The sequence below is a fragment of the Ramlibacter sp. genome (assembly GCF_050250995.1).
In the GTDB taxonomy this organism is placed as follows: Bacteria; Pseudomonadota; Gammaproteobacteria; order Burkholderiales; family Burkholderiaceae_C; genus Ramlibacter.
The window spans coordinates 91563-117183 of sequence record NZ_JBFWNP010000006.1; the positions used below are offsets into that span (position 1 = coordinate 91563).

The window sequence follows — 25621 nt, forward strand, 5'->3', positions numbered from 1 at the left end:
ACGCGGCCCGGTGCGCGAGACGAAGGCCGGGCCGCGGCAAGCGCTTCGCCTAGAACCTCTCCAGCTCCGGGTGCGCGATCTTCCCGCCGCGCACGAGCATTTTTCCGTACTCCGCGCAGCGGTTGAGCGTGGGGATCACCTTGCCCGGATTGAGCAGACCCTTGGGATCGAACGCGCGCTTGAGCGCCACCATCTGCTCGCGCTCCTCCACGCTGAACTGCACGCACATCGACTGCAGCTTCTCCACGCCCACGCCGTGCTCGCCCGTGATCGTGCCGCCCATCTCGACGCTCGTCTCCAGGATGTCGGCGCCGAACAGTTCCGCGCGATGCAGCTGGTCGGGGTCGTTGGCATCGAACAGGATCAGCGGATGCAGGTTGCCGTCGCCCGCGTGGAAGACGTTGGCGCAGCGCAGGCCGTACTTCGTCTCCATGCCCTGGATCGCGAGCAGGATGTCGGCCAGGCGCTTGCGCGGAATCGTCGAGTCCATGCACATGTAGTCGGGGCTGATGCGGCCGGACGCGGGGAATGCGTTCTTGCGGCCGCTCCAGAATTTCAGCCGCTCCGGCTCGTCGCGGCTCACGGCGAGCGCCGTCGCGCCCGACGTGCGCAGCACCTCGCTCATGCGCGCGATTTCTTCTTCCACTTCCTCCGGCGTGCCGTCGCTCTCGCACAGCAGGATGGCCGCGGCGGTCACGTCGTAGCCCGCGTGAACGAAGTCCTCGACCGCCGCCGTCATGGGCTTGTCCATCATCTCGAGGCCGGCCGGGATGATGCCGGCCGCGATGACCGCGGCCACCGCGTCGCCGGCTTTGCGCAGGTCGTCGAAGCTCGCCATGATGCAGCGTGCGAGCTGCGGCTTCGGCACGAGCTTGACCGTGACCTCGATCGTGACCGCGAGCATGCCTTCGCTGCCGGTGATCACCGCGAGCAGGTCGTAGCCCGGCGCGTCGAGCGCATCGCCGCCGAATTCGACCGGCTCGCCGTCGATGGTGAAGCCGCGCACCTTCAGCACATTGTGCAGCGTCAGGCCGTACTTGAGGCAGTGGACGCCGCCCGAGTTCTCCGCCACGTTGCCCCCGATGGTGCAGGCGATCTGGCTGGAGGGATCGGGCGCGTAGTAGAGGCCGTAGGGCGCGGCGGCCTCGCTGATCGCGAGGTTGCGCACGCCGCACTGCACGACGGCCGTGCGGCTGAAGGCGTCGAGCTCGAGGATGCGGTTGAACTTCGCGAGCGAGAGCGTGACGCCGAGCCGATGCGGCATCGCCCCGCCCGACAAGCCGGTGCCCGCCCCGCGCGCCACCACGGGCACGTCGAGCGCGTGGCAGACCTTCAGCACGGCCTGCACCTGCGCCTCGGTCTCCGGCAGCGCGACGACCAGCGGCCGCTCGCGATAGGCGGTGAGGCCGTCGCATTCGTAGGGGGTCGTCTCCTCCCGGTTCCAGATCAGGCAGTGTGCCGGCAGCACGTCCTGCAGCGCGGCGACCACCTGCGACTGGCGCTGCGCATGCTCGAAGAGATCCGGGTCGAGGGCTGCGTTCATCGCGACCCCGCGGCTACTTGAAGATCACCGTGCGGTGGCCGTTGAGAAGTACGCGATGCTCGCTGTGCCACTTCACCGCGCGCGCGAGCACCTGGCTCTCGGTGTCGCGGCCCGTGGCGGTGAGCGACTCCACGGTGTAGCCGTGGTCCACGCGCGCGACGTCCTGCTCGATGATCGGGCCCTCGTCGAGGTCGGCCGTCACGTAGTGGGCGGTGGCGCCGATCAGCTTCACGCCGCGGTCATGCGCCTGGTAGTAGGGCTTCGCGCCCTTGAAGCTGGGCAGGAAGCTGTGATGGATGTTGATGGCGCGGCCCGAGAGCTTGCGGCACATGTCGTCCGACAGGATCTGCATGTAGCGCGCCAGCACCACGAGCTCGGCATCCTCGGACTGCACGATCTCGTATTGCTTCGCCTCGACCTGCGCCTTGGTCGCGGCCGTCATCGGCAGGTGGTGGAACGGCACGTTGTAGCTCGCCGCGAGCTGGTAGAACTCGCGGTGGTTCGACACGATCGCGCGGATGTCGAGCGGCAGCAGCCCGCTCTTCCAGCGGAACAGGAGGTCGTTCAGGCAATGGCCTTCCTTGCTCACGAAGATCACCGTGCGCATCGGCTGGTTGGCCGGATGCAGCTTCCACTGCATCTGCAGGGGCTCGGCGAAGAATTTCAGCTGCGCCTGCAGGTCGTCGGCGGTGAGCTGGTCGCATGCGAAGCGCACGCGCATGAAGAACAGGCCCGTGCCGTGGTCGTTGTACTGCGCCGCCTCCTCGATATTGCCGCCCCGCTCGTACAGGAAGCCCGAGACGGCATGCACGATCCCCGGTCGGTCGGGGCACGAGAGGGTGAGGATGTAGGCGTTGTTCATGCTGGGGGAATTGTCGCAGGAGTGCGCTCGCGCCGCCCCGGTGCCAGAATGTCCCTTCGCCACTGGAGAAACGTCATGGCCTACAAAGACTTCAACATGGACAGCCACTGGCTGCCGTTCACGCCCAATCGCGGCTTCCGCAAGGACCCGCGCGTGTTCGTCGGCGCCGACGGCATGCACTTCACCACGCACGATGGCCGGCAGGTCATCGACGGCATCTCCAGCCTCTGGTGCGTGGGCGCCGGCCACAACCGCAAGCCGATCAACGAGGCGATCAAGAAGCAGCTCGACACGCTCGACTACGCCACCGCGTTCCAGGCGTCGAACGACCAGGCCTTCCTGGCCGCGGAGAAGATCGCAGGCATGGCCCCCGGCGACCTGAACAAGGTGCTGTTCTGCAACTCGGGCTCCGAGGCGGCGGACACCGCGATCAAGGTCGCGCTCGCGTATCACCGCGCGCGCGGCGAAGGCCACCGGAACGTGTTCATCGGCCGCGAGCGCGGCTACCACGGCGTGGGCCTGGGCGGCATGAGCGTGGGCGGCATTCCGTCGAACCGCAAGGTGTACGGCGCGGCCATGATGCCGCGCGTCGATCACATGCGCTTCATCCACGACCCGGTGAACCATGCGTACATCCACGGCGAAGAGCCGGTGTGGCAGGACGACCCGCTGCTCGAACTCGAGCAGCGCATCCTGCCGCTGCACGATGCGAGCAACGTGGCCGCGGTGATCGTGGAGCCGGTCGCGGGTTCGGCCGGCTGGTACATCCCGCCCCAGGGCTACCTGAAGCGCCTGCGCGAGATCTGCGACAGGCACGGCATCCTGCTGATCTTCGACGAGGTCATCACGGGCTTCGGCCGCCTCGGCACGAACTTCGCCGCCGACTTCTACGGCGTCGTGCCCGACATGCTGACGTTCGCGAAGTGCGTCACCAACGGCGTGATTCCGCTGGGCGGCGTGATCTGCCGCGACAAGTTGTACGACGCGATGATGAAGACCGACGCGCCGGAGCACGTGGTGGAGTTTTTCCACGGCTACACGTATTCGGGCCACCCCGTCGCGTGCGCCGCGGCCATCGCGACGCTCGATCTGTGCCGGCAGGAGAACCTCTACGCGCGCGCCGGCGAGATGGGCAAGGTGCTGGGCGATGCGTTCCACGGCACGTTCAAGGGCCTGCCCAACGTGATCGGCATCCGCAGCCTCGGCCTCGCCGCCGCGGTGGAGCTCGCGCCAATCGCGGGCTCGCCCGGCAAGCGCGCCTACGACATCTTCGTGGACTGCTATAAGCGCGGCGCGCTCGTGCGGCCGGCGGGCGATGTGCTCGTCATCGCGCCGCCCTACATCGTGGAGAAGTCGCACATCGACACGCTGGTGAACACGCTGGCCGATTCGGTCAAGCGCCACGCGTGAGGGAGTGAAGCCCGTCAGCCCGTGGCGCGCCAGATTGTCCAGATGCTGAAGAGCAGCAGCAGCACGACGATCAGCACCCCGTAGCGCCCCTGCCCCGGCGTGCGCTCCACCATCTTCAGGGGCGGCGGCGGCAGGTGCGCCTCGGGCGGCAGTTCGGTCGCGTCCTGCGCGAGCATCGCCTCGATCTCGAAGTTGGTGAGCTCCGCCGCGTCCGGCGTGCCTTCGAGCGTGCGCAGCAGGCGCTCGAAGGGCGTGCGGAAATCGATGGCCGCGGCGAATTCGCGATTGCGGCGCGCGCGCTCGGCACGCTCCTCCCCGGAGCGAATCAGCGATGCGCAGGCGTCGACGAGCCCGTCGTAGGGCGCGAACACGATGCCCGAGGCCGACCAGTCGCTCAGGGTGGAGAACACCGAGTCCTCGCACACGATGGGCAGGCCCTGCGCCACGGGCTGCAGGAAGCGCGCGATGGGAAACAGGCCCGTCTCGTAGAAATGCACGTGCAGCACGAGCCTGGCGCGCTTCAGCGCCGGCGCGAGTTCCTCGCCGAAGGCGCCCGCCACGACCTCCACCGTCATGCCCGCCGCGCGAACCCGATCGAGCAGGGCGTCGCGGCGCGGGCTGGCGGTGCCGAAGAACAGCACGTCGACCACGGGCTCATGCGGCAGGTCCGGCCGCCATGCGACGCCCGGGCCGGGCACGAGCGGCAGCTCCAGCGCGCGCTGCGCGCCGCCGCTCTCGCGCGCCAGCACCTCGAGGTTGGCCTGGTGGTAGTCGGCCACGAGCCAGTTGCGCAGCCAGGGCTTGTACTGGTCGCGCACCAGGGGCGAATCGCTCGCGAGCTGCTCGAGGTTGTAGATGGCCGCGCGCTTCGCGTCGAGCTGCTCCACCGCCGGCAGGTGCGGCGGCAGCGCGCCGAGCACGATGCAGCGCTGCGACGTGTCGGCCCGGTTGACGTGGATCTCGCTGTCGTAGCCCGCCGCGCGGATCGCGTCGCGCAGGCATACCGCCGCTTCTGTGAAGGTGAAGGGCCGCGGCGCATATGGGTTGATCTCGGCCACGTTGACGATCCCGCGCGCGGCGGGCAGCGTGTCGCTCATCGCTCGGGCGTCCTCGGTGCAGGCAGCTGCCTGCGCATTTCGGCGCAGTAGTCCTTGCCCGTTTCGGTAGCCGGCAGGATCTCGGCCTTGGCGCGCGCTTGCAGGGCGCGCGGCAGGTGATGGGGCACCCCGATCGGCTCGACGTGCCGCGCGCCCGCGAGAAGCACCACCGTCTTGCCCGGCCGCACGGCGTCGGCGACCGCACGCGCCATGGAGCGGTCGCGCGCGATCTGCACGCGCGTCATCGGCCCGATCTGCGCCTCGGGCAGCAGGCCGCAATGGCCGTCGCGCACGTTCCTGCGCTGCGCGTCGAGCGCGGCGGGCGGCAGCAGCGAATCGAGGGTCTGGTCGCGCATGACGGTGCGCAACTCGTCGCGGCGAAGGTTGGCGCCGATTACCGATACGCCCGCTCGCACGGCCGCCATCACGGCCGGACCATAGGCCTCCCAGGGCCAGTCCTTCCAGGAAAGCGACTGCCTGACCTTCGACTCATCCGCTGCGCGGTCGAGACCCACGGATGAGCTTCCCTGTTCCGCCATCTCGAGCACGACCGCGGCCAGCTGATCGGCATCCGCGAGGCGGGCAATCACCTGCTCGTGGAGACGGTGGTGTTCGGACGAATCGTGCTGCTCGCCCATCATCAGCACAGAGGGCGCCTCGGCCGCGGGTGGCAGGACGGCACAGCCGGCAAGGAGGCAGGAAGCGAGAAGTACCGCGCGCATGCGGCAACTGTACGTCCAACGAAAACGAAAAAACCCGCCGGAGGCGGGTTTCGGGCCGCGTGGGCGCCGCTCAGTGAACCACGAGCGGGTTCTGCGCCAGTTCGGCGTAGCCGTCGAGCGTCGCCTCGACCTCTTCCTGCGTCGGGGTGTTGAGCTGCCAGGCATTGATCTGGCGCTGGAAGGCCTCGGCCCAGGACCCGTCCAGGTACACCTCCTTGTTCGAGCGCTTGTCGACGATCTCGAACCCGTGCCGCACCAGGGACGGAAGCGCATCGCCTTCGTCGGGTTGGTTGGCCTGCAGGTGCACCACGACGAACGAGTCGGAGTCATAGAGCATTTGCATTGTCGCTGTTCCTTTGTTCCCTGTAGTTGGCAACGTTCCGACCCGTTTCAAGGTGCTCCGGGTAAACGGCGGGAAGACGTGTTCTTCCCATGCCTTGCAGGTTAGACAGCGCGCCGCCTAGCCCCTGTCGGTGGCTACCCAGCGCTGGTCGACCCAATCGCCGTTGGGATTTGTAAGACGCAGGCGCACGGGGGCGTAATCCATGCCGGGGGCGAGCCACAGTTCGACCTTCACGTCGAACTCCTTGCGGGGCAGCCGCTGCAGCTTGAGCGTGGGCACCTTTCCGCCGGGCAGATCCGATTCTTCCTCGCGCTCCACATGGAAGGTCCAAGTGTCGGCGTCGCGCGTGCCGGCGGTGGGCAGCACGATTTGCGTGCCCACGGGATAGTCCTGCGGCGCCGCGCCGATCAGCGCGGAGAGCTGCACGATCACGCTCAGGCGGTCCTGCATTCCCGCGAGCAGCGGCGACTCGGGGCGGTTGTTGCTGAAGACCAGCCGGCCCTTGTCCCGATCGAAATGCGTGGCCGTTTCGTTGCGCGTCTTCTCCGAGAAGCGCAGGGGCGCGAGCCCGTCGGGCGTGATGAGGCCCGTGCTTTGCTGCACGCGCGTCGGGAAGATGCCGCCTCCGACTTCGAGCCGGGCTTCGTAGCGGCGGCCGTCGTGCCGCCAGGCGAGTTCGGCCTGCGACTGCAGCGAGAGGCCATGCGTGTTGAGGACGACGTCGTAGCGGATCTTCGCGGGCGCAGGAATCGCGATGGTGCGCGTCGGCGCGGCTTCCGGGCCCGGGGCGGGGCTTGCCGGCTCGGGCGGGGGGGCGGGCGGAGGAGCGGGTGGTGTCGCCGCCGCCTGCGAATCGAGGGCAGCGCCGACATCCGTTTCGGATTGCGCGATACGCGGGGCAGGCTCGGAAGCCTCCACTTGCGTCGCCTCCGGCGAAGGGGACGGCGCGAGGGAAGGCGCGGCCTCGGCGGGCGGCGGCGGTGCGGGCGGTGCAGACGGTGCAGACGGTGCAGACGAGCGCCGCGCCGCCGCACGCGGCGCGGGCGCCGGGGCGGGCGCAGCCACGGTCGGCGCCGCGGGCGGCTCGATTCGCCGCGTGACGAAAGCCTGCGTGCCCTTGAGCTCCGGCGGCTTGAACGACGCCGGCTCGACCGCGAGCAACGCGACGTGCGCTGTCGCGACCGCCGCGGCAATCGCGGCGAGCCGCGCCGGCGGAATGACTTTCCACGGCGTCATCCGCGAAAACCCAGGTCGGCGGACAACTGCCGGGCGGCGGCCTGCAGCGGCCGCTCCACCGCGCCGCCCCACGAAGAATCGAAGGCGCCCGAGGGCCCGAGCGCCACCACGCCGAGCGCCATGTGCGCATCGGCGTCGAACACGGGCACGCAGAAGCCGACGATGCCGGGCAGCAGCGTATCGACGACGCGCGCCGCGCGCCGCTCGCGCACGTCCCTCAGCAGTTCGCGCACCTGGGCCTGCGTCCTCGGCACGTCGGCACGCCTCTGCTTGCGGGCGCTCTCGAGTTCTTCGGCGACCATGGGCGCGATCGCCTCCTGGGGCGCGTACGCCGCGAAGCACCGGCCCGTGGCGGACGAAAGCAACGGCATCACGTCCCCCAGGCGCAGGTTCACGGTGACCGCGCCCGGCGACTCCTCCCAGTGAACGATGGTCGGCCCGCGATTGCCCCACACCGCGAGGGCGACCGTGTGTCCCATCGCCTCGACCAGCGCCGCCGCGCGTTCCCGCGCGAGCTTCACCGCGTCGAGCCGTTCGAGCGAGGCGAGACCCAGCTTCAGCGCCGCCGGGCCGAGGTCGTAGCGGGTCGACGCGAGGTCTTGCACCACGAGCCGCAGGCGCTGGAAGCTCACGAGATAGCGATGCGCCTTCGCGCCGCTCATGCCGGCGGCGCGGGCGAGGTCCTTCAGCATCAGCGGCCCCGGCGCCTCCCCCAGCGCGGCGAGGAGGGCGAACCCCACCTCGACCGACTGGATGCCGGCGCGCGTAGAATTACGATTAGGTAAATTCATTTCACCAAGCGTAACGTGCGCGCGAGCGCGCCGCACGACGCGATGGACAATCCGATGAAGCTTGCGACGTACAAGGACGGATCGCGCGACGGCCAGCTCGTGGTGGTGTCGCGCGACCTCTCGACGGCCCATTATGCGACCGGCGTCGCCGCGCGAATGCAGCAGGCGCTCGACGACTGGGGCTTCATCTCGCCCCAGCTCCAGGACCTCTACGAAACACTCAACGGCGGCAAGGCGCGCCACGCCTTTCCCTTCGACCCGAAGCAGTGCATGGCGCCCCTGCCCCGTGCGTACCAGTGGGCCGACGGCTCCGCGTACATCAACCATGTGGAGCTCGTGCGGCTGGCGCGAAACTCCGAGGTGCCGGCCAACTACTACACCGAGCCGCTGATGTACCAGGGCGGCAGCGACGACCTTCTGGGTCCGTGCGACGAGGCTGTGTTCGGCGACGAGGCCTGGGGCATCGACTTCGAGGCCGAAGTGGCCGTGGTCACGGGCGACGTGCCGATGGGCTGCACCCCCGAGCAGGCGCTCGATGGCGTGCGCCTGCTGATGCTCGCCAACGACTGGAGCCTGCGTAACCTGATCCCGGACGAGCTCGCCAAGAATTTCGGCTTCGTCCAGAGCAAGCCGGCCACCGCCTTCAGCCCGGTCGCCGTCACGACCGACGAATGCGCGGGCGCGTGGGTGGGCGGCAAGCTCGGCCTCACGGTGCAGAGCCAGTGGAATGGCCGCACCGTCGGCATGTGCGACGCGGGGCAGGAAATGACCTTCCACTTCGGGCAATTGATCGCTCACCTCTGCAAGACACGCAACGTGCGGGCCGGTTCCATCGTGGGCAGCGGCACCGTCAGCAATCGTGCGGTCGAGAAGGATGGCCGCAAGGACTGGGTCCGGGGCTATTCATGCATCGCCGAGAAGCGCGCGATCGAGACCATTCTCGACGGGAAGCCCGCGACCGGGTACATGAAGTTCGGCGACACGATCCGCATCGAGGCCAAGGGCCGCGACGGCCAGAGCGTTTTCGGCGCCATCGAACAAACTGTTTCAAGTTTGAGAACTTGAAGGTGCGACGCCGGCAATCGTAAGATCGCCGGATGCAAACGCACAGGATCAGCGGACCGTACCGGGGCTATTACGTCGCCGCGTACACGGCATCCGTTCGCGGGGGCTTCATCGGCTACGGGCAGGCGTGCATCGCCCGGCCGCGCGGCACATGGCGCACGCAGTCGCCCTCGGACGTCAGCAGCAGCATCTATCCCGAGGAGGCCCAGGCCCTCACGGCCGCCGAGCATAAGATCCGGCTGGAAATCGAGGGCCTGCCGCCGAGCTGGGAACCGTTCACGGTGCCGGGTTCGCTGATCGATACGCAGAAGGATTCGCGCTAGGCGCCTGTCGACCGCCGCTCACAGCCGTAGCCACGGCGTTCCCTTTTCCTCCGCCATCGTCTTGCCCAGCGCAGCGAGGAAGCCATCGCACCACCAGTGCACGTCGTGCTGCCGCAGGGCGCGCATCAGCAGCTCGTGCCGCTCGCGCCGTTCCTCCAGGGGCATCGCGAGCGCGAGCTGGATCGCGGCAGCAGTGCCTTCGACGTCGTACGGATTCACCAGCAGCGCCTCGCGCAGCTGCTCCGCCGCGCCCGCGAAGCGCGAGAGCACGAGCACGCCGGGGTCCTCCGGGTTCTGCGCGACGAGATACTCCTTCGCCACGAGGTTCATGCCGTCGCGCAGCGGCGTGACGAGCCCCACGCGGCTCGCGCGATACAGCCCGGGCAGGCGCGCGCGGGCCACCGTCCGGTGGATGTAGCGCACCGGCATCCAGTCGAGGTCGCCGAAATTGCCGTTGATGGAGCCGCACAGGCTTTCCAGCTCGTGCAGGATGTCGGTGTAGGCATCGACATCCTCGCGCGAGGGCGAGGCGATCTGCACCAGCGTGGCGGTGCTGCGCGATTCGGGGAACTTCGTGAGCAGCTCGCGAAAAGCGCGCAGCCGCTGCGGCAGGCCCTTGGAATAGTCGAGGCGGTCCACGCCCACGAGCAGCCTGCGCCGCGAGTATTCGCGCTTCATGCGCTCGTGCATCTCGCGCGCCTCGGGCGCATGCGTGAGCAGGGTGAATTCCTCGACGTCGAGGCCGATCGGGAAGGCGCCGGCCTGCACGGTGCGGCCGAACGCGCGCCAGCGCCCCTCGTCCACGGGAACCGCATGCGCCTCCGATTCGACGTAGCGCGCGAAGTGGCCGAAGTCGGCGTTGCTCTGGAAGCCCACGAGGTCGTACGCGAAGAGCGCGCGAATCAGCCAGTCGTGCCCGGGGATGGCCGCGAGCATCAGCGGCGGCGGCAGAGGGATGTGCAGGAAGAAGCCGATGCGGTGGTTGCAGCCCAGCGCGCGCAGCTCCGCGGCGAGCGGGATCAGGTGGTAGTCGTGGACCCAGACGATGTCGTCCGGCTTGAGCAGCGCCTGCAGCTTGCGCGCGAACAGCTGGTTCACGCGCCGGTACCCGGCGATGTAGCCCGTGTCGAAATCGGCGAGGTCGAGCCGGTAGTGGAACACGGGCCACAGCACGCCGTTGGAGTAGCCGAGGTAGTACGCGTCGTGATCCTCGCGCGACAGGTCCACGGTGGCGAGCTTCACGGGACCGGCCTGCTGCGTGCGAAGTTCGCCCTCGCCCGGCGCGCCGCCCTCGACGATCTTGCCGCTCCAGCCGAACCACATGCCGCCCGTGTTCTTGAGTACGTCGGCGAGCGCCACGGCCAGGCCTCCCGCGGCGGTCTTGCGGGGATCGGCGACGCGGTTGGAGACGACGACGAGCCGCGAGCTCAAATCACCGTGTCCCAGTTCGCCGACAGGCGCACCGCGGCATTGATCGTGCCCACCATCGAGTAGGTCTGCGGATAGTTGCCCCACATCTCGCCCGTGACGGGGTGCGTGTCTTCCGAGAAGATGCCGACGTGGTTGCGGCTCGCGAGCATCGTCTCGAAGATCTCGCGCGCCTGCGCCTTGCGGCCGATGCGCGCGAGCGCGTCGATGCGCCAGAAGGTGCAGATGTTGAACGCGGTCTCGGGCTTGCCGAAGTCGTCGGGCGCCTCGTAGCGACGCATGTACGGCCCGTCGCACAGCGACTTTTCCAGCGCCTCGACGGTCGAGACGAAGCGCGAATCGTTGGGGTCGATCAGGTTCACTTCGGCCATGAGCAGCACGCTGGCGTCGAGATCGCGACCGCCGAAGCTTTCCGCGAATGCCTGCCGCTCCTCGCTCCACGATTCCTTGAGGATGCGCGCGCGGATCGTGTCGGCGCGCTCGCGCCAGTAGCGGATGCGATCGGGCCGGCGCAGCGCGGCGGCGGCCTTCGCGAGCCGGTCGCAGGCCGTCCAGCTCATGAGCGCCGACGAAGTATGGATGCGCGCGCGCGTGCGCAGCTCCCACATGCCCGCGTCCGGCGTGTCGTAGACGCGGAAGGCCTGCTCGCCCACGGCCTCGAGGTACTGGAACTCCGCGAGCGTCGCGCGCTTGAAGAGGCGGTGGTCGTGGAACGCCTGCGCGGACGCGAGGATGATGTTGCCGTAGACGTCGTGCTGGAAGTGCTCCTGCGCCTGGTTGCCCATGCGGACCGGGCCCATGCCGCGGTAGCCGGGCAGGTGTTCGAGGATGGACTCGGTGAGCGTCTCCTCGGAGCCGATCCCGTAGAGCGGCTGGATGTGCCCGCCGCCGGAGCGCACGACGATGTTCATCAGCCAGCGGAGGTATTCCTCCATCGTCGCCACTTCCGAGATGCTGTTGAGCGCGCGCACGACGAAGAATGCATCGCGCAGCCAGCAGAAGCGATAGTCCCAGTTGCGGCCGCTGTGCGGCGCCTCGGGAATGCTCGTGGTCATCGCCGCGATGATCGCGCCGGTGTCCTCGTAGAGCGACAGCTTCAGCGTGATGGCGGCGCGGATCACGGCCTCCTGCCATTCGAGCGGCAGCGACAGCGCGCGCGTCCAGCCGCGCCAGTACGCGATCGTTTCCTGCTCGAACAGGCGCGCCGTGTCCTCGATGCCGGTGGCGAGCGTCTCGTCCGGCCCCATGATGAAGTTGAGCGGCCGGTCGACGAGAAAAAAGGTTTCCGCCAGCACATAGGAGATCGGCGCGTCGGTGTTCACGCGCAGCGTCGCGCCCGGCCCGACGAAGCGGATGTGCGTGCTGCCCTGCGTGACCGCGGGGACGAAGCGGCCCCAGTCGAAGCGCGGACGCAGCAGCACGCGCATGCGCGGCGAGCCGGAAATGACGCTCACGCGTCGCACCATCGTGAGCGGGCGGAACATGCGCCCGCGGCTCGTGAAGCGCGGCGCGAAGTCGACGATCTCCACGCCCTGGCCGCGCGAGTCGTACAGGCGCGTGCGCAGCACCGCGGTGTTGGGCTCGTAGGCCTGCTCGCTGCGCGCGAAATCCTCCAGCTCGAATGCCCAGAAGCTCCCGTTCTCGCTCGGGTCGAGCAGGCCGTTGAAGACCGGGTCGCCGTCGAACCGGGGCAGGCAGGACCACACGACGCGGCCCCGCTCGTCGACGAGGGCGCTGTACGCGCAGTTGCCGATCACGCCGAGGTTCAGTGAGGACGGAGGGTTCTGGGTCATGTGGGGGAAGCCTTCGCTGTTTTGGCGGCGTGCGCCGCTTCGAATTCCTGCCGCAGCGCCGCGGGGTCGGCGAGGCGCCGCCAGGCCACGCTGGGTCCGTCGCCGATCTTGATGCCGATTCCGCCAGCGTCCTGCACGGTGGAGAAGCCCACTTCGTCGGTGACGTCGTCGCCGATGAAGATCGGCAGCCGGCCGGCGAATGGCGGCTCCTGCATGAAGGCTTCGATTGCGCGGCCCTTGCTCGCGCCGCCGGGCTTGGCCTCCACGACCATCTTGCCGCGCAGCAGGGTGAGTCCGGGCATCGACTCGACCGCGGCCTGCATCGCGTCGATGCACAGCGCCTCGAGGTGCGGCGCCTGGCGGTAGTGCAAGGCGACGGAGCTGCCCTTGTTCTCGACCAGCAGGCCCGGATGTTCGGCTGCCAGCCGCGCGGCCGCCTGCTCGACCGGCTCGAGCGGATGCGTGGTCAGCAGCACCAGTTCACCGTCCGTGCGCCGCCGCTCCGCCCCATGCACGCCGGCCACCGGCAGCCGCAGGGGCGACAGGAAATCGTCGATCTGCTCGATCTGCCGCCCCGAGATCACCGCGACCGCGCCGCCCAGATAGTCGTGGCTCCACCGCAGCCAGGCGATGAGCGGCTGCGGGACCTGCACCGCATGCGGCTGCGGTGCGATGTCCACCATCGTTCCGTCGAAGTCGAGGAAAAGGGCGCTCGATGGCTGGAGAATGTCCGCGAAAGTCATGCCGCCCGACACTACCAAAACCGCGGCTGGCCGAACAGGAGCCCCGGCCCGCAGGGCGCGTAGGAGCATGCCTACACCGGGGCGGGTCATCGTGGGGCGGGGATAATCGCAGCCCATGAAGAGAGCATTCGCAGCATTCGCGTTCGGTGTGGCCCTGGCGGCCCAGGGACAGACGCCGCCGGTGAAGATCGAAGGCGCATGGGCGCGCGCAAGCGTCCAGGGGCAGTCGGGCACGGGCGCATTCATGCGCATCACGGCGAGCGAGCCGCTCAGCCTCGTCGGTGTCAGCTCGCCGGTGGCCGGCGTCGCCGAAGTCCACGAGATGAAGATGGAAGGCGATGTCATGAAGATGCGGGCGCTGCCCGCGCTGGCACTCGCGCCGGGCAAGACGGTCGAGCTCAAGCCCGGCGGCTACCACCTCATGCTGATGTCGCTGAAGTCACCCCTGAAGCCCGACTCGCAGGTTCCCCTCACGCTGACGTTCCGCGATGCGCAGGGCCGCCAGAGCGCCCTCGACCTGTCGGTGCCGGTGTCCGTGCGCGCGCCGGACGGCAAGACGCCCGCGCATCGGCACTAGAAACGCCGGCTTGCGGGCGCGCTTCATGGAGTAAGCTGTGTCCACGCAAACCCAGGAGCGCTGCGCATGAGCGATACCTCTTTCGGCTTCGGCAAGTTCGTCCCCGGTTTCGACTTCCTGCAGAACCTCGCCAAAGGCGCGACGCAGACGATTCCGCAGCTGCCCAATCTCTCGAACTGGATCGCGCCGACGCTCAGCGTCGAGGAACTCGACAAGCGCATCGGCGAGCTGAAGGCGGTGCATTTCTGGCTCGACCAGAACGGCAAGGCACTCGGCGCGACGATCCAGGCGCTCGAAGTGCAGAAGATGACGCTCGCCACGCTGAAGGGCATGAACTTCAGCATGGGCGATGTCGCGAACGCCCTCAAGCTCAAAGCCGCCGACGCTTCGATGTTCGGTGCGACGCCGCCCCCGAAGATGCCCGAGGCGCAGACGGAACCCGAGCCGGAGCCCGAACCGGAGGCCAAGGCGAAGGCGGGCGTCAAGCGCAAGCCGACGGCGAAAGCGGCGGCCAAGGCGATGGGCGGCGCGGCCGAGGTCGGCGGGGTGGTCGATCCGCTGCAATGGTGGGGCGCCCTCACGCAGCAGTTCCAGGAAATCGCGTCGACCGCGATGAAGGATGCGGCGCAGAAGACCGCCATGGACACCGCGAAGAACGTCGCCACCGGCGTCGCCAAGGAAGCGATGAAGGCGGGCATGGACATGGCGCGCGCGGCGACCGGCACCGGCGCTGCGGTGGCGCGCAAGGCCGTCGGGAGCCGGGCGGGCAAGGCGAAGAAGCCGCCCGCGCGCAAGAGCCGAAGCGGCTGAAGGCAGGCTCCATGAAACTCTTCCCGTTCGGGCACGCCACGCATCCGCAGTGGCCGATGGCGGCCGGCCTCGCGCTGGCGCAGGTGCGCGCGCAGATGGCGCTGCGCGACTACGCGAGCGCGCCGACGCTCGGGCTGCTCTACATCACCGACCACTACGCTTCGCAGGCGCAGGACATCCTCGACCACATCGCCGCGGAGCTGCCGGAGGTCACCGAGTGGGCCGGCACGGTCGGCGTGGGCGTCGCATCGTCCAACGTCGAATATTTCGACGAGCCCGCCCTGGCGCTCATGCTGTGCGAACTGCCGAGCGACCAGTTCCGCGTGTTCTCCGGCGTGGCGCCGCTGGCGCCGACCTTCGCCGCGCATACCGCGCTCGTCCACGCGGATGCCTCGACGCCGGAGCTCGGCGAATTGATCGACGAGATGGCGCAGCGCACCTCCACCGGCTACCTGTTCGGGGGCCTCGCCGCCAGCCGCGGCGCGACGGTGCAGTTCGCGGTCGGCGGCAACGGCACGATCCGGGGTCACGGGCGTTCGGGCGGCGTCTTCAGCGGCGGCCTGTCGGGCGTGGCGTTCGGCGAGGGCGTGACCATCGTGTCGCGCGTCACGCAGGGCTGCCAGCCGGTCGGCCGCGAGCACGTCATCACCGCGTCCGACGGCAACCTCGTGCTGGAGCTCGACTACGCGCCCGCGCTCGACATCCTGCTCGCCGAAGTCGGGATTTCGCTCGAGGACCCGAAGAACGCGATCACCGCGCTGCGCGCCACGCTTGCGGGCCTGACCGACGGCAGCAAGGACATGGTGGGACGCACCGGCGAGTTCGGCTCGGACGTGCTGGTGCGCCACCTGATCGGCCTGGACCCCGGCCGGCGCGGCGTCGCCATCGCGGACAAGGTCGAGACCGGCATGCGCCTGGCGTTCTGCCAGCGAAACGTGCAGGCGGCCAAGGCGGACCTCACGCGCATCTGCGCCGAGATTCGCGAGGAAGTGGAACCCGAGGACATGCCGCTGGCCGTGGCGAGCGCCCTCGCAGCCTCCGAGGCGCAGGCGGAGCCGACCGCGGCGCGTCGGATCGCGGGCGCGGTCTACGTGAGCTGCTCCGGGCGCGGCGGGCCGCATTTCGGCGGGCCCAGCGCGGAACTGCAGATCGTGCGCCGAGCGCTGGGCGACGTGCCGCTGGTGGGATTCTTCGCGGGCGGCGAGATCGCCCGCAACCACCTGTACGGCTACACGGGCGTGCTGACCGTGTTCACCGCCGCAGCCGACTGAACGCCTCGAACTCCCAGCTTCGCATCGCGAGCACGAGCGTGTAGCCCTCGCGGTCTTTCTGCGCGAGCTTCTGGTCGGCTTGGTGCTGCTGCGCGAAGTCCAGCGCGACGCGCTGCAGTCGGTCGACGAAAGAGGGCGCGATGGCGCGGCTCACCGATCCGTGGACGAGCAGCACGCTCTCGGCATGGCCGTCGAAGCCGCCGTTGAAGTAGTCGAGCGCGGCATGGTCGCGGAAGTAATGCATCACCGGGCCGTGCGGGCGCCAGCGGAAGGTCTTCGCCAGCTTGAGGCGGTAGCGATTGAGCGGCTTCAGCTCGATGATGCCGATGCGATCGAGCTGCGCGAAGTACTTGACGCATTCCGCGGGGGTCAGGCGGTACTCGGCCGCGATCTGTTCCAGCGTCCACTGGCTCAGCACGCAGATGGCGCACAGCAGCAGCTTCTTGTCCGCGACCACTGCCTTTTCCTGCGCCTGCGTGAGTTCCGCAAGCAGGGGCTGCGCGTCGGCGACGCGTCGCGCGAGCTCGGCGAAATCGATCTTCAGCACACGGCAGATGGCATCGATCTTCGACAGCGCCATGTCGCCCTTGGCCAGCATGCGCTTGACGCTCGACTCCGCCATGCCCAGGCCCTGCGCGAGGTCGGCATACGTCATCTGCGCGGACTTCAGTTCCTTCTTGAGGGCGGTGACGAGGTCGGCGGTGGTGCTCATGGACGTTCAGTGAAGTCGCGCTTTTCGATACCGGAGGTGGCGCAGGACGACAATTTAGCCGCAAAGCGGTACGCTTCGCGGCGCGACGCGGAAACTTCGCCGCCATCGCCCCTCCGAAAGACGCATCCATGAGCCACGTCATCGCCGAGCACGCCCTGCCTTCGCCGGCCGAGCCGCACCCGAACCAGTTCGCGCTACTGAAGCAGAAGCGCTTCGCGCCCTTCTTCTGGACGCAGTTCGCGGGCGCGGCGAACGACAACCTGTTCAAGTTCGCGTTCACCGTCATGGTGACCTACCAGCTGCAGGTGGCGTGGCTGCCGCCCGCGATGGCGGGCCTGGCGATCGGCGCGCTGTTCATCCTGCCGTTCCTGCTGTTCTCCGCGACGAGCGGACAGCTCGCCGACAAGTACGACAAGCGGATGCTGATCCTGTTCGTGAAGCGGCTCGAGATCGGCATCATGGCGCTCGCGGCGTTCGGATTCTTCAGCGCGAACATTCCCGTGCTGCTCGCGTGTACCTTCCTCATGGGCCTGCACTCGACGCTGTTCGGGCCGGTGAAGTTCGCCTATCTGCCGCATCACCTCGGCGAGCGCGAGCTCACCGGCGGCAACGGCATGGTGGAGATGGGCACCTTCGTCGCCATCCTGCTCGGCAACGTCGCGGGCGGACTCGTCATCGCCGTGCCGGAGATCGGCGCGCACCACGTGGGCTTCAGCTGCGTCGCCGTCGCGATCATCGGGCGCATCGTCGCGCACTGGATCCCCGACTCGCCCGCGACCGACCCGGGCCTCGCGATCAACTGGAATCCGTTCACCGAGACCTGGCGCAACCTGAAGCTCGCGCACGGCAACCTCGTCGTGTTCCGCTCGCTGCTGGGCATCAGCTGGATGTGGTTCTTCGGGGCCGTGTTCCTCAGCCAGTTTCCCTCGTTCGCGAAAGAGGTGCTGCACGGCAACGAGCAGGTGGCGTCGCTGCTGCTCGTGGTGTTCTCCATCGGCATCGGCACGGGCTCGCTGATGTGCGAGATGCTGTCGCGACGCCACGTGGAGATCGGCCTCGTGCCGCTGGGCGCGATCGGCATGAGCGTGTTCGCCATCGACCTCTACTTCGCCTCGCGCGGCCTGCCGCCGTCGGGCACGATGACGCTCGCGCAATTCACCGCGGTGCCGGGGCATTGGCGCGTGATGGCCGACCTCGCGCTGCTGTCGCTGTTCGCGGGCCTGTATTCCGTGCCGATGTACGCGCTGATCCAGCTGCGTTCGCAGGCCACGCACCGCGCGCGCATCATCGCCGCCAACAACATCCTCAACGCGCTTTTCATGATCGCGAGCTCGGTGATCGCCGGGCTGCTGCTGAAGATGGGGATGACGATCCCGCAGATCTTCCTGCTGGTCGGCCTTGCGAACGCGGTCGTCGCGTTCTACATCTTCATGCTGGTGCCCGAGTACCTGCTGCGCTTCACGGCGTGGGTCGCGTCGCGGGTCGTCTATCGCTTCAAGGTGCGCGGCGACGAGTTCATCCCCGTGCAGGGAGCGGCCGTGCTCGCCTGCAACCACGTCAGCTTCGTCGACGCGGTGCTGCTCATGGCGGCGAGCCCGCGGCCCATCTACTTCGTGATGGACCACCGCATCTTTAGGCTGCCGTTGCTCGGTGCGATGTTCCGCCTCGCCAAGGCCATCCCCATCGCGCCGCAGAAGGAAGACCCGCAGGTGTACGAGGCGGCGTTCGCGAAGGCCGCCCGCGTGTTGCGCGAGGGCGACCTGCTCGCGATCTTTCCCGAGGGTGGCATCACGCGCGACGGGCAGCTGCAGCCGTTCAAGGGCGGGATCGTGAAGGTGCTGGAGACGGCGCGCGCGGACGGCGTGGAGCCGCCCGTGATCCCGATGGCGCTCACGAATCTCTGGGGCTCGTACTTCAGCCGCATCGAGCAGGGCGGCGCGATGGTGCGGCCGTTCCGGCGCGGCGTGTTCAATCGCGTCGGGCTGAATGTCGGTGCGCCGGTGCCGGCCGCGCAGGTCGATCCGTCGATGTTGCACGCGCGTGTGGCGACGCTGCTGAGGGAGTAAGGTCCGCCGCGGCGCGCCGGTATCGAAAAAGGATACCGCGTGGGCCGCCGGGTGCATCCCGCATTGAAATCCAGTGCTGCGACGGAGGCCCGCTCGCAGACTGCGGCGCATGTTCAACCAACCCCAAGGGGCGATTCACATGCGAGTTCTTCTCCAACGCGACACCAAGGCCTGGCAACTGCAGGTATGGGCTTCCTTCGGCCTCGCCGCGCTCTTGTGCGGCGTCGGCCTGGCGTACCTGCCCGGCCGCGACCTCGATCGCGCCTTCATGGTCATGGGCTACTTCTTCTGCCTCTCGGCGGCCTTCGTGCTCGCGAAATTCGTGCGCGACAACGACTCGGCACGCCGCGAGCGGCGGCCGGCCGACACGCCGATGTTCAAGCTGGTGGTGTGGGGTGCGTTCTTCCTCGCGATGGCGCTGACCGGCTGGGGCCTCGTGCGCATGGAGATCAACGAGACCTACAAGGCCTTCCTCTCGGTGAGCTGGCTGTACCTCATCACCTGCACCTTCACGCTTGCAAAGATGCTGCGCGACCGGCACGAGGCCGACCTCGCCGACGCAGCCGCCGACGCGCGGCGCGACCAGTAAGGCCGATGCCCACGCCAAGGAGACCCTCATGCAAAGCAAGATCTTTCTCCCTCTCGCGCTCGTCGCCGCCCTCGGCGCCGGCGCGGCGAATGCGCAAAGCGAACTGTCGGCGCTGAGCGCCGTGTCGACCCTGCCCATCGCATCGGTCGCCGCCGGCGCGAGCGTCGTGGCCGGCGCGGTGGTCGCCCTGCCCCTGGCGCTGTCGGCCGCGGGCGCCGTGCTCGTCGTGCGAGCCGTCGAAGTTGGCGCGTACAGCACGGTCTACGTGCTCGAACGCGCTTCCGACGGCGCGGCGGCGAGCGTGGAGGTCATGCATCGTGGCGCAACGCGTGCGTCGCTTGCCGTGGGAACCGCCGTGACAGTCAGCACGATCGGCGCCGGCGTCGTTCTCTCCGCGGCGGGCGAGGCCATCGCCTTCGTTCCCAACGCGCTCGGTCGGGCGCTGCTTCACAACGAACGGCTGGCGTACTGAGATGCGCGCGCGAAACATCCCCCGTGTCGTGGCGCTGGCGGCCGCGCTGCTGTGCGCCCAGCCGGTCTTCGCCGGCCGCTCCTGCGAAGCGCGCAAGCCCACGGCCGTGTCGATCGAGCGCGGCCTCGTCATGGCCGAACGCACGCACCATGCGCTGGAAGCCGCCCATGCGCGTGACGGCACGCAGGTCGTGCTCCTTGCCCGCGCCGGGCAGGACCTCGGGAAATACGGCGTGCGCTACTCGCACCTCGGCATCGCGTATCGAACGCGGGATGCGCAGGGCGCCGACGTCTGGCGCATCGTCCACAAGCTCAATCACTGCGGCACGGCGGATGCGGCGATCTACAGGCAGGGCCTCGGCGAATTCTTCCTCGACGATCTCTGGCGGCAGGAGGCCGCCTGGGTGCCGCTCGCGCCAGCGTTGCAGTCGCAAATGGCGGCGCTGCTGCGCGACGATGCGCGCGCCATGCGCCTGCACGTGCGACCCTACAGCATCGTGAGCTACCCGTGGGCAACGAAGTACCAGCAGTCGAACCAGTGGGCCATCGAGACGCTCGCACTCGCGGCCGAGCCGCAGGTGCGCTCGCGCGAGCAGGCGCAGGCCTGGCTGCGGCTGAAAGCCTACGAGCCGGCCGTGCTGCGGCTCGGACCGCTGACGCGGCTGGGCGGGCGGATGAGCGCGGCCAACGTCGCGTTCGACGACCATCCCGATGCAAAGCGCTTCGCGAACCTGATCGAAACGGTGACGGTCGATTCGGTCTTCGCCTGGACGCAGCGCGCCGGCTTGTCGGGGCCGCCGGTGGTGCTTCGCTGAGGCGGATTCACCGCCGCATCTCCGCGAACACCGAGAACTCCCAGCGCCGCATGGCCAGCAGGAGCGTGTAGCTCTCGCGCTTGTCCTCCGGCAGCTTCTGGTCGCTGTGGTGCTGCCTGGCGAAGTCGTGCGCCAGGCGCTGCATGCGCTCGACCAGCGAAGGCGCGATCCCCTTGCCGACCGAGCCTTGCAGGAGCAGCAGGGTCTCTGCCCGGCCGTCGAAGTCGCCCCCGTAGTAGTCGAGCACCACATGCTCCCGGAAGTAGTGCATCACCGGTCCGTTGGGCTGCCAGCGGAAGGCTTTCGAGAGCTTCAGCCGGTAGCGGTTCATCGGCCGCAGGTCGATGATGCCGATGCGATCGAGCTGCACCAGGTATTTCACGCACTCGGCCTCGGTCAGCCGGTACTCGCTGGTCATCTGCTCCGGCGTCCACTGCGAAAGCACGCAGATCGCGACGAGCAGCAGCTTCTTGTCCGCCACCACCGCCCGCTCCTGCTCCGGCGTCAGCTCCTTCAGCAGCGGCTGCGTGTCCGCCACGCGCCGTGCGAGTTCGGCGAAGTCGAGCTTGAGCGTCTGGCAGATCGCATCGATGCGCGACAGCGGCATGTCGCCGCGCGCGAGCATGCGCTTGACGCTGGACTCGGCCATGCCCAGACCCTCGGCCAGCGCCGCATAGGTGATTTGGGAGGCCTTCAGCTCCTTCTTGAGGGCGACGATCAGATCGGCGGTGGTGCTCATCGAATCGGGTGCGGTATCGCTGTCGGATACCGAAAGTGGCGCGATGCGTGAATGTAGTCGAAATGGATTAGCTCTTTGCTATCCGGTCCGCGAGACTGCGCCCCGTTCCAACCCATACCGCCCCGAGGAGGCGCCTTGCCATGAGATTCGTTTCGACCCGGCCCGAAGGCCTGTTGTTCATCGCCATGCTCGCGCTGGCCAACCTGGCCGCGTGGGGGCCGACCGTGCAGCAGACGCTGCTTCCCCACGACCTCGCGGACACTCGGCGGCTCCTGGGCATCGACAACGCATTGAACGTCGTGTCGAACCTGCCGCTGGCCTTCGCCGCCGTGGCGGGCGGCTGGACACTTTGGCGCGCGCCGGCCGGCGCGGTGAGCAACAAGCAGCGCGCGATGTCCTTGCTGTTCTTCTGCGGCGCGGCGCTGCTGTCCCACGGCGCGAGCCTCTACCACTTCGATCCGCAACTGCGCTTTCTCGCCGGCGAACGCTACGCCATGGCCTTCGTCCTTGCCGGGCTGGTCGGCCTGGCCGGCGCGGGCCACGTGAGCGAGCGCGCCGGCGCCAGCCTGGGGCTGGGGTCGCTCGCGCTCGGGGTACTGGCCGTGAGAGTGCTCGGCGCCGGCGGCAATCTGTTTCCATGGACCGTCTTCCAGTTCGGCGCCATCGTGCTGGTGTGGTGCATGGCCGTGGCGCCTCCGCGGCTGCACGCGCTGCCCATCACCTGGACGATGGTGCTGCTGGCCTTCGCGCTGTCGACCTTGCTCGGCGCGCATGACCACGCGATCTTCGCGGCGACGCACGGTTGGGTTTCGGGCGAAACGCTGGCGCACCTGGCGACGTCCTTCCTCGTGTGGCCTGTCGTGTCCGGCATCGCCCAGGCCTCGCAATGGCAGCGCGACAGCGCGCTCGACCCCTTCATGGACGATGCGCTCCAGCGGCTCATCGCGCGCTGCGCTCCCGCTCGCCCGGCGAGCTCGGCGGTTGCAGGTTCCTAGACGCCGCGGCTGCGCTCGAGCCGGAACCGCGATGCGAACGCCGCGAAGCCGCCCGCCTCCAGCGCCTCGCGGACTTCGCGCATCAGGTTCAGGTAGTAGTGCAGGTTGTGGATCGAGGCGAGCATGGGCCCGAGCATTTCCCCGCAGCGATCCAGGTGGTGCAGGTAGGCCCGCGAGAAGTTCGTGCATGCGTAGCAGGTACACGACTCGTCCGCGGGGCGTTCGTCGACGCGGTGCCGGGCATTGCGGATCTTCAGGTCGCCGAAGCGCGTGAACAGGTGGCCGTTGCGCGCGTTGCGCGTGGGCATGACGCAATCGAACATGTCCACGCCGCATTCGACGCCGGCCACCAGGTCCTCCGGCGTGCCCACGCCCATCAGGTAGCGCGGCTTGTCCGCGGGCAGGCGATGCGGCGTGTGCGCCATGATGCGAAGCATCTCTTCCTTGGGCTCGCCGACGCTCACGCCGCCGACGGCGTAGCCGGGGAAGTCCATCTCGACGAGCGCATCGAGCGACTCCTGCCGCAGGCGCTCGAACATGCCGCCCTGCACAATGCCGAAGAGCGCGTTGCGATTGCCCAGGCGCTCGAACTCCGCCTTGCAGCGCAGGGCCCAGCGGCGCGAAAGCTCCATCGAGGAACGCGCCTCGGCTTCCGTGGTGCGATGGCCCTTCGTTTCGTAGGGCGTGCATTCGTCGAACTGCATGACGATGTCGCTGTTCAGCGCGTGCTGGATCTGCATCGACACTTCCGGCGTGAGCAGCAGCTTGTCGCCATTGACCGGTGACGCGAACTTCACGCCTTCCTCGGCGATCTTGCGCATCTCGCCGAGCGACCAGACCTGGAAGCCGCCGGAGTCGGTGAGGATCGGCTTGTCCCACGACTCGAAACGGTGCAGTCCGCCGAACTGCCGCAGGACGTCGAGGCCGGGCCGCATCCACAGGTGGAAGGTATTGCCGAGGATGATCTGCGCGCCCATTTCATGGAGCGAACGCGGCATGACTCCCTTGACGGTGCCATAGGTGCCCACGGGCATGAAGATGGGCGTCTCGACGACGCCGTGGTTCAGGGCGAGACGGCCGCGGCGTGCGAGGCCCTCGGTGGCGAGGATTTCGAAGTTGAGCATCGGAGCGGCAATTTTCCCATGTCGACTTGCGTGGATTTGTTCACGCAAGTCCGAAGCGGTTTTCGAATCGGGCGGGCGATCTGCTGCGTAATCCCTACGCCGAGTATCTCAAGATGTAAGGAGCAAGGAATGGAGCGCAGGACGTGGCTGGGCGCCGCGGCATCGATCGCACTGGGTGCGGGTGCAAGTATGGGTTCGGGGGTGGCCGTGGCGGCCCCGTCGCGGCGCGACCGCAGCATGGCGGTCGAGGCCGTGCAGGCGCCCGCATGGCGAAACGAGGGCGACGAACGCGTGCCGCTCGAGCCGGGCGACACCGTGACCACGCGCGAGGATGTCGAGACCGGCGAAGGCGCGGCCATGGTCCTGGCCTTGCCGGAAGGCAGCGTGATCCGCCTCGGAGAGAAGACGCATCTGCAGGTGCAGCGGTTCGAAGCCACCGCGCCGGCCATCGGCGAGACGCAGGTGCGCACGGAGTTGAAACTGGTCGATGGCGTGTTCCGCTACACGACCTCCGCGATCTCGAAGGTGATCGGCCAGCGCCAGGCGAACCTGCAGGTGCGCACCGCGACCATCGGGATCCGCGGCACGGACTTCTGGTCGATGACCGATGCGGTCCACGACGCGGCCTGCATGTTCGAAGGAAGCATCGACCTGCAGACGCGCGATCAGGGCAACTTCGCGCTCGACAAGCCGACGGCCTTCTGGGCGCGCTTCTTCGACCAGCCCGTTCGTCCGGTGGGCACGGCGACGCCGGACGAACTCGCGAAGTTCCTGGGGTCGACGGAGCTGAAGCCGGGACGCGGAGTCGCCGTCGCCGGTGGCCGATGGCGCGTGGTCGCAGGCACGTTCCGCGCGTTCTCCGAGGCCGATGCGCTCGCGAAGCGGCTCGCGCGCCTGGGCTATGCGGCGAAGCCCGCCGCGCGCAAGGCGGGCGTCGAGGTTCGCATCAACCACTTCGCGACGCGGGCCGATGCGCAGGCCGTGCTGGACCGGCTCGCTCAGTCCTCGGGCGTGACGGGTGGGCGCGTGGCGCTGTCCGCCGCCTGAGGGTCCGGGTCGCGCCGCGCGAGCAGCATCGCGTCGCCGTAGCTGAAGAAGCGGTAGCGCTGCGCGATGGCGTGGCGATACAGCGCCATCATGTGTTCGTAGCCGGCGAAGGCGCTCACGAGCATCAGCAGCGTGGACTTGGGCAGGTGGAAGTTGGTCACCAGCAGGTCGATCTCGCGAAAGCGGAAACCCGGCGTGATGAAGATGCTGGTGTCGCCGCTCGCCGCGCCGCTCGCGGCCCACGATTCCAGCGTGCGCACGGTCGTCGTTCCGATCGCGACGAGCCGGCCGCCGCGTTCGCGCAGGCGGCGGATCGCGTCCTGAGTGGCCTGCGGCACCTCGTACCACTCGCTGTGCATGCGGTGCTGCGCGATGTCCTCGGTCTTGACCGGCTGGAAGGTGCCGGCGCCCACGTGCAGCGTGACGCTGGCGCGCTCGACGCCGCGCGCGTCGAGCGCGCGCAGCAGCGCATCGTCGAAATGCAAGGCGGCGGTGGGCGCCGCCACCGCGCCCGGCCGCGCCGCGAACACGGTCTGGTAGCGCCGCTCGTCTTCCGCCGTGTCGGCGTGCGTGATGTAGGGCGGCAGCGGCACATGGCCGTGACGTTCCATCAGCGCATGCGGCTCGTCGCTGAAGGCGAAGCGAAACAGCGCGCCTTCCTCGTCGGGCCAGCGTGCGACGAGCGTCGCGGTGAAGCCGCCGGCCATGCGCAGCGCCGTGCCGGGCGGCGGCTTCTTGCTCGCCTTCATGTGCGCGACGACCTCGTGCCGGTCGGGCAGGACCCGCTCGACGAGCAGTTCGACCTTGCCGCCGGTGGGCTTTTCGCCGAAGAGGCGCGCCTTCACGACCTTCGTGTCGTTGAAGACCAGCAGGTCGCCCGGCTGCAGCAGCGAGGGCAGGTCGCGGAAGATCCGGTCGCACGGTTCAGCCTGCGTGCCATCGAGCAGGCGCGACGCGCTGCGTTGCTCGGCCGGGTGCTGGGCAATGAGTTCGGGCGGGAGGGCGAAGTCGAAATCGCCGAGCGTGAAGTGGCGCATGCTTGAGGGCTG

26 protein-coding genes are annotated in these 25621 nt (G+C 68.6%); 12 read left to right on the plus strand and 14 right to left on the minus strand.

What is annotated here, in order from left to right; genetic code table 11:
• Nucleotides 1-49: 49 nt before the first annotated feature.
• Together AB7E83_RS07540 and purU are read right to left on the minus strand one after the other, a co-directional pair.
• A complete protein-coding gene (locus AB7E83_RS07540; RefSeq protein WP_428567275.1) occupies nt 50-1543 on the minus strand; it encodes an FAD-linked oxidase C-terminal domain-containing protein in 1494 nt (497 codons plus the stop codon).
• 13 nt (nt 1544-1556) lie between these two features.
• Complete coding sequence (purU, locus tag AB7E83_RS07545) at nt 1557-2405, minus strand: formyltetrahydrofolate deformylase (protein WP_428567277.1); 849 nt, start codon at nt 2403-2405, stop codon at nt 1557-1559.
• Nucleotides 2406-2480: 75 nt separating this feature from the next.
• Between purU and AB7E83_RS07550 the strand changes: the two genes are divergently transcribed.
• On the plus strand, nt 2481-3815 hold the full coding sequence (locus AB7E83_RS07550) for an aminotransferase class III-fold pyridoxal phosphate-dependent enzyme (RefSeq protein ID WP_428567281.1): 1335 nt from the start codon (nt 2481-2483) through the stop codon (nt 3813-3815).
• 14 nt (nt 3816-3829) lie between these two features.
• Here AB7E83_RS07550 and AB7E83_RS07555 read toward each other — a convergent pair whose 3' ends face one another.
• The 5 genes from AB7E83_RS07555 to AB7E83_RS07575 form a co-directional block, all read right to left on the minus strand.
• Nucleotides 3830-4912 (minus strand): hypothetical protein, encoded by a 1083-nt coding sequence (locus tag AB7E83_RS07555; protein ID WP_428567284.1) that lies wholly within the window; start codon nt 4910-4912, stop codon nt 3830-3832.
• Nucleotides 4909-5634: a ChaN family lipoprotein gene (locus AB7E83_RS07560; RefSeq protein WP_428567287.1), complete on the minus strand. Its 726-nt coding sequence runs from the start codon at nt 5632-5634 to the stop codon at nt 4909-4911. Before AB7E83_RS07560 ends, AB7E83_RS07555 begins: the two co-directional genes overlap by 4 nt.
• A 70-nt stretch (nt 5635-5704) precedes the next feature.
• Nucleotides 5705-5977 (minus strand): BTH_I0359 family protein, encoded by a 273-nt coding sequence (locus tag AB7E83_RS07565; RefSeq protein WP_428567290.1) that lies wholly within the window; start codon nt 5975-5977, stop codon nt 5705-5707.
• A gap of 117 nt (nt 5978-6094) precedes the next feature.
• Nucleotides 6095-7213, minus strand: a complete 1119-nt coding sequence (locus AB7E83_RS07570) for a DUF3108 domain-containing protein (RefSeq protein ID WP_428567293.1) — start codon at nt 7211-7213, stop codon at nt 6095-6097.
• Nucleotides 7210-8004 (minus strand): IclR family transcriptional regulator, encoded by a 795-nt coding sequence (locus AB7E83_RS07575; RefSeq protein WP_428567296.1) that lies wholly within the window; start codon nt 8002-8004, stop codon nt 7210-7212. The genes AB7E83_RS07570 and AB7E83_RS07575 overlap by 4 nt, the downstream gene beginning before the upstream one ends.
• Nucleotides 8005-8058: 54 nt before the next feature.
• On the opposite strand from AB7E83_RS07575, the gene AB7E83_RS07580 reads away from it, so the two are divergent.
• Both AB7E83_RS07580 and AB7E83_RS07585 read left to right on the plus strand, forming a co-directional pair.
• Nucleotides 8059-9069 (plus strand): fumarylacetoacetate hydrolase family protein, encoded by a 1011-nt coding sequence (locus AB7E83_RS07580; protein WP_428567299.1) that lies wholly within the window; start codon nt 8059-8061, stop codon nt 9067-9069.
• Nucleotides 9070-9101: 32 nt separating this feature from the next.
• A complete protein-coding gene (locus tag AB7E83_RS07585) occupies nt 9102-9392 on the plus strand; it encodes a hypothetical protein (protein WP_428567302.1) in 291 nt (96 codons plus the stop codon).
• Nucleotides 9393-9410: 18 nt separating this feature from the next.
• On the opposite strand, the gene otsA is transcribed toward AB7E83_RS07585, so the two are convergent.
• From otsA to otsB, 3 genes are read right to left on the minus strand one after another with little or no spacing between them, the layout of a single operon-like run.
• On the minus strand, nt 9411-10823 hold the full coding sequence (otsA, locus tag AB7E83_RS07590) for an alpha,alpha-trehalose-phosphate synthase (UDP-forming) (protein WP_428567305.1): 1413 nt from the start codon (nt 10821-10823) through the stop codon (nt 9411-9413).
• The gene (locus tag AB7E83_RS07595) at nt 10820-12613 is read right to left on the minus strand and encodes a glycoside hydrolase family 15 protein (protein ID WP_428567307.1); all 1794 of its coding nucleotides are present in this window, start codon (nt 12611-12613) and stop codon (nt 10820-10822) included. Before AB7E83_RS07595 ends, otsA begins: the two co-directional genes overlap by 4 nt.
• Nucleotides 12610-13356, minus strand: coding sequence for a trehalose-phosphatase (gene otsB / locus AB7E83_RS07600; protein ID WP_428567309.1), 747 nt, complete (start codon nt 13354-13356; stop codon nt 12610-12612). The genes AB7E83_RS07595 and otsB overlap by 4 nt, the downstream gene beginning before the upstream one ends.
• 115 nt (nt 13357-13471) lie before the next feature.
• Here otsB and AB7E83_RS07605 point away from each other — a divergent pair, with 115 nt between their 5' ends.
• The 3 genes from AB7E83_RS07605 (at nt 13472) to AB7E83_RS07615 (ending at nt 16014) form a co-directional block, all read left to right on the plus strand.
• Nucleotides 13472-13933: a copper chaperone PCu(A)C gene (locus AB7E83_RS07605; RefSeq protein WP_428567312.1), complete on the plus strand. Its 462-nt coding sequence runs from the start codon at nt 13472-13474 to the stop codon at nt 13931-13933.
• Between the two features lie 66 nt (nt 13934-13999).
• Nucleotides 14000-14743 (plus strand): PhaM family polyhydroxyalkanoate granule multifunctional regulatory protein, encoded by a 744-nt coding sequence (locus tag AB7E83_RS07610; RefSeq protein WP_428567315.1) that lies wholly within the window; start codon nt 14000-14002, stop codon nt 14741-14743.
• An 11-nt stretch (nt 14744-14754) separates the two neighbouring features.
• Nucleotides 14755-16014: an FIST signal transduction protein gene (locus AB7E83_RS07615; RefSeq protein WP_428567316.1), complete on the plus strand. Its 1260-nt coding sequence runs from the start codon at nt 14755-14757 to the stop codon at nt 16012-16014.
• On the opposite strand, the gene AB7E83_RS07620 is transcribed toward AB7E83_RS07615, so the two are convergent.
• Complete coding sequence (locus tag AB7E83_RS07620) at nt 15995-16726, minus strand: helix-turn-helix domain-containing protein (RefSeq protein ID WP_428567318.1); 732 nt, start codon at nt 16724-16726, stop codon at nt 15995-15997. The two genes, AB7E83_RS07615 and AB7E83_RS07620, sit on opposite strands and share 20 nt — an antisense overlap.
• Before the next feature lie 128 nt (nt 16727-16854).
• Here AB7E83_RS07620 and AB7E83_RS07625 point away from each other — a divergent pair, with 128 nt between their 5' ends.
• The 4 genes from AB7E83_RS07625 to AB7E83_RS07640 all read left to right on the plus strand — a co-directional run bounded on the left by AB7E83_RS07625 (nt 16855) and on the right by AB7E83_RS07640 (nt 20667).
• Nucleotides 16855-18792 (plus strand): MFS transporter, encoded by a 1938-nt coding sequence (locus AB7E83_RS07625; protein ID WP_428567320.1) that lies wholly within the window; start codon nt 16855-16857, stop codon nt 18790-18792.
• Between the two features lie 139 nt (nt 18793-18931).
• Nucleotides 18932-19381 carry a YiaA/YiaB family inner membrane protein gene (locus tag AB7E83_RS07630; protein WP_428567323.1) on the plus strand — a complete coding sequence of 150 codons (450 nt, stop codon included), beginning with the start codon at nt 18932-18934 and terminating at the stop codon, nt 19379-19381.
• Between the two features lie 28 nt (nt 19382-19409).
• Entirely contained in the window at nt 19410-19853 is a 444-nt protein-coding gene (locus AB7E83_RS07635) for a hypothetical protein (protein WP_428567326.1), read from the plus strand.
• Between the two features lies 1 nt (nt 19854).
• A complete protein-coding gene (locus AB7E83_RS07640) occupies nt 19855-20667 on the plus strand; it encodes a DUF2145 domain-containing protein (RefSeq protein ID WP_428567329.1) in 813 nt (270 codons plus the stop codon).
• 7 nt (nt 20668-20674) lie between these two features.
• Here the strand turns inward: AB7E83_RS07640 and AB7E83_RS07645 are convergent, their stop codons facing one another.
• Nucleotides 20675-21406, minus strand: coding sequence for a helix-turn-helix domain-containing protein (locus AB7E83_RS07645; RefSeq protein ID WP_428567332.1), 732 nt, complete (start codon nt 21404-21406; stop codon nt 20675-20677).
• 140 nt (nt 21407-21546) lie between these two features.
• On the opposite strand from AB7E83_RS07645, the gene AB7E83_RS07650 reads away from it, so the two are divergent.
• The gene (locus AB7E83_RS07650) at nt 21547-22401 is read left to right on the plus strand and encodes a hypothetical protein (protein WP_428567333.1); all 855 of its coding nucleotides are present in this window, start codon (nt 21547-21549) and stop codon (nt 22399-22401) included.
• Here AB7E83_RS07650 and tgt read toward each other — a convergent pair.
• Nucleotides 22398-23525: a tRNA guanosine(34) transglycosylase Tgt gene (tgt, locus tag AB7E83_RS07655; protein WP_428567335.1), complete on the minus strand. Its 1128-nt coding sequence runs from the start codon at nt 23523-23525 to the stop codon at nt 22398-22400. The genes AB7E83_RS07650 and tgt overlap by 4 nt on opposite strands.
• A 129-nt stretch (nt 23526-23654) precedes the next feature.
• Between tgt and AB7E83_RS07660 the strand changes: the two genes are divergently transcribed.
• The gene (locus AB7E83_RS07660; protein ID WP_428567338.1) at nt 23655-24572 is read left to right on the plus strand and encodes an SPOR domain-containing protein; all 918 of its coding nucleotides are present in this window, start codon (nt 23655-23657) and stop codon (nt 24570-24572) included.
• On the opposite strand, the gene queA is transcribed toward AB7E83_RS07660, so the two are convergent.
• A complete protein-coding gene (gene queA / locus AB7E83_RS07665; RefSeq protein ID WP_428567341.1) occupies nt 24524-25609 on the minus strand; it encodes a tRNA preQ1(34) S-adenosylmethionine ribosyltransferase-isomerase QueA in 1086 nt (361 codons plus the stop codon). The two genes, AB7E83_RS07660 and queA, sit on opposite strands and share 49 nt — an antisense overlap.
• Nucleotides 25610-25621 lie beyond the last annotated feature (12 nt).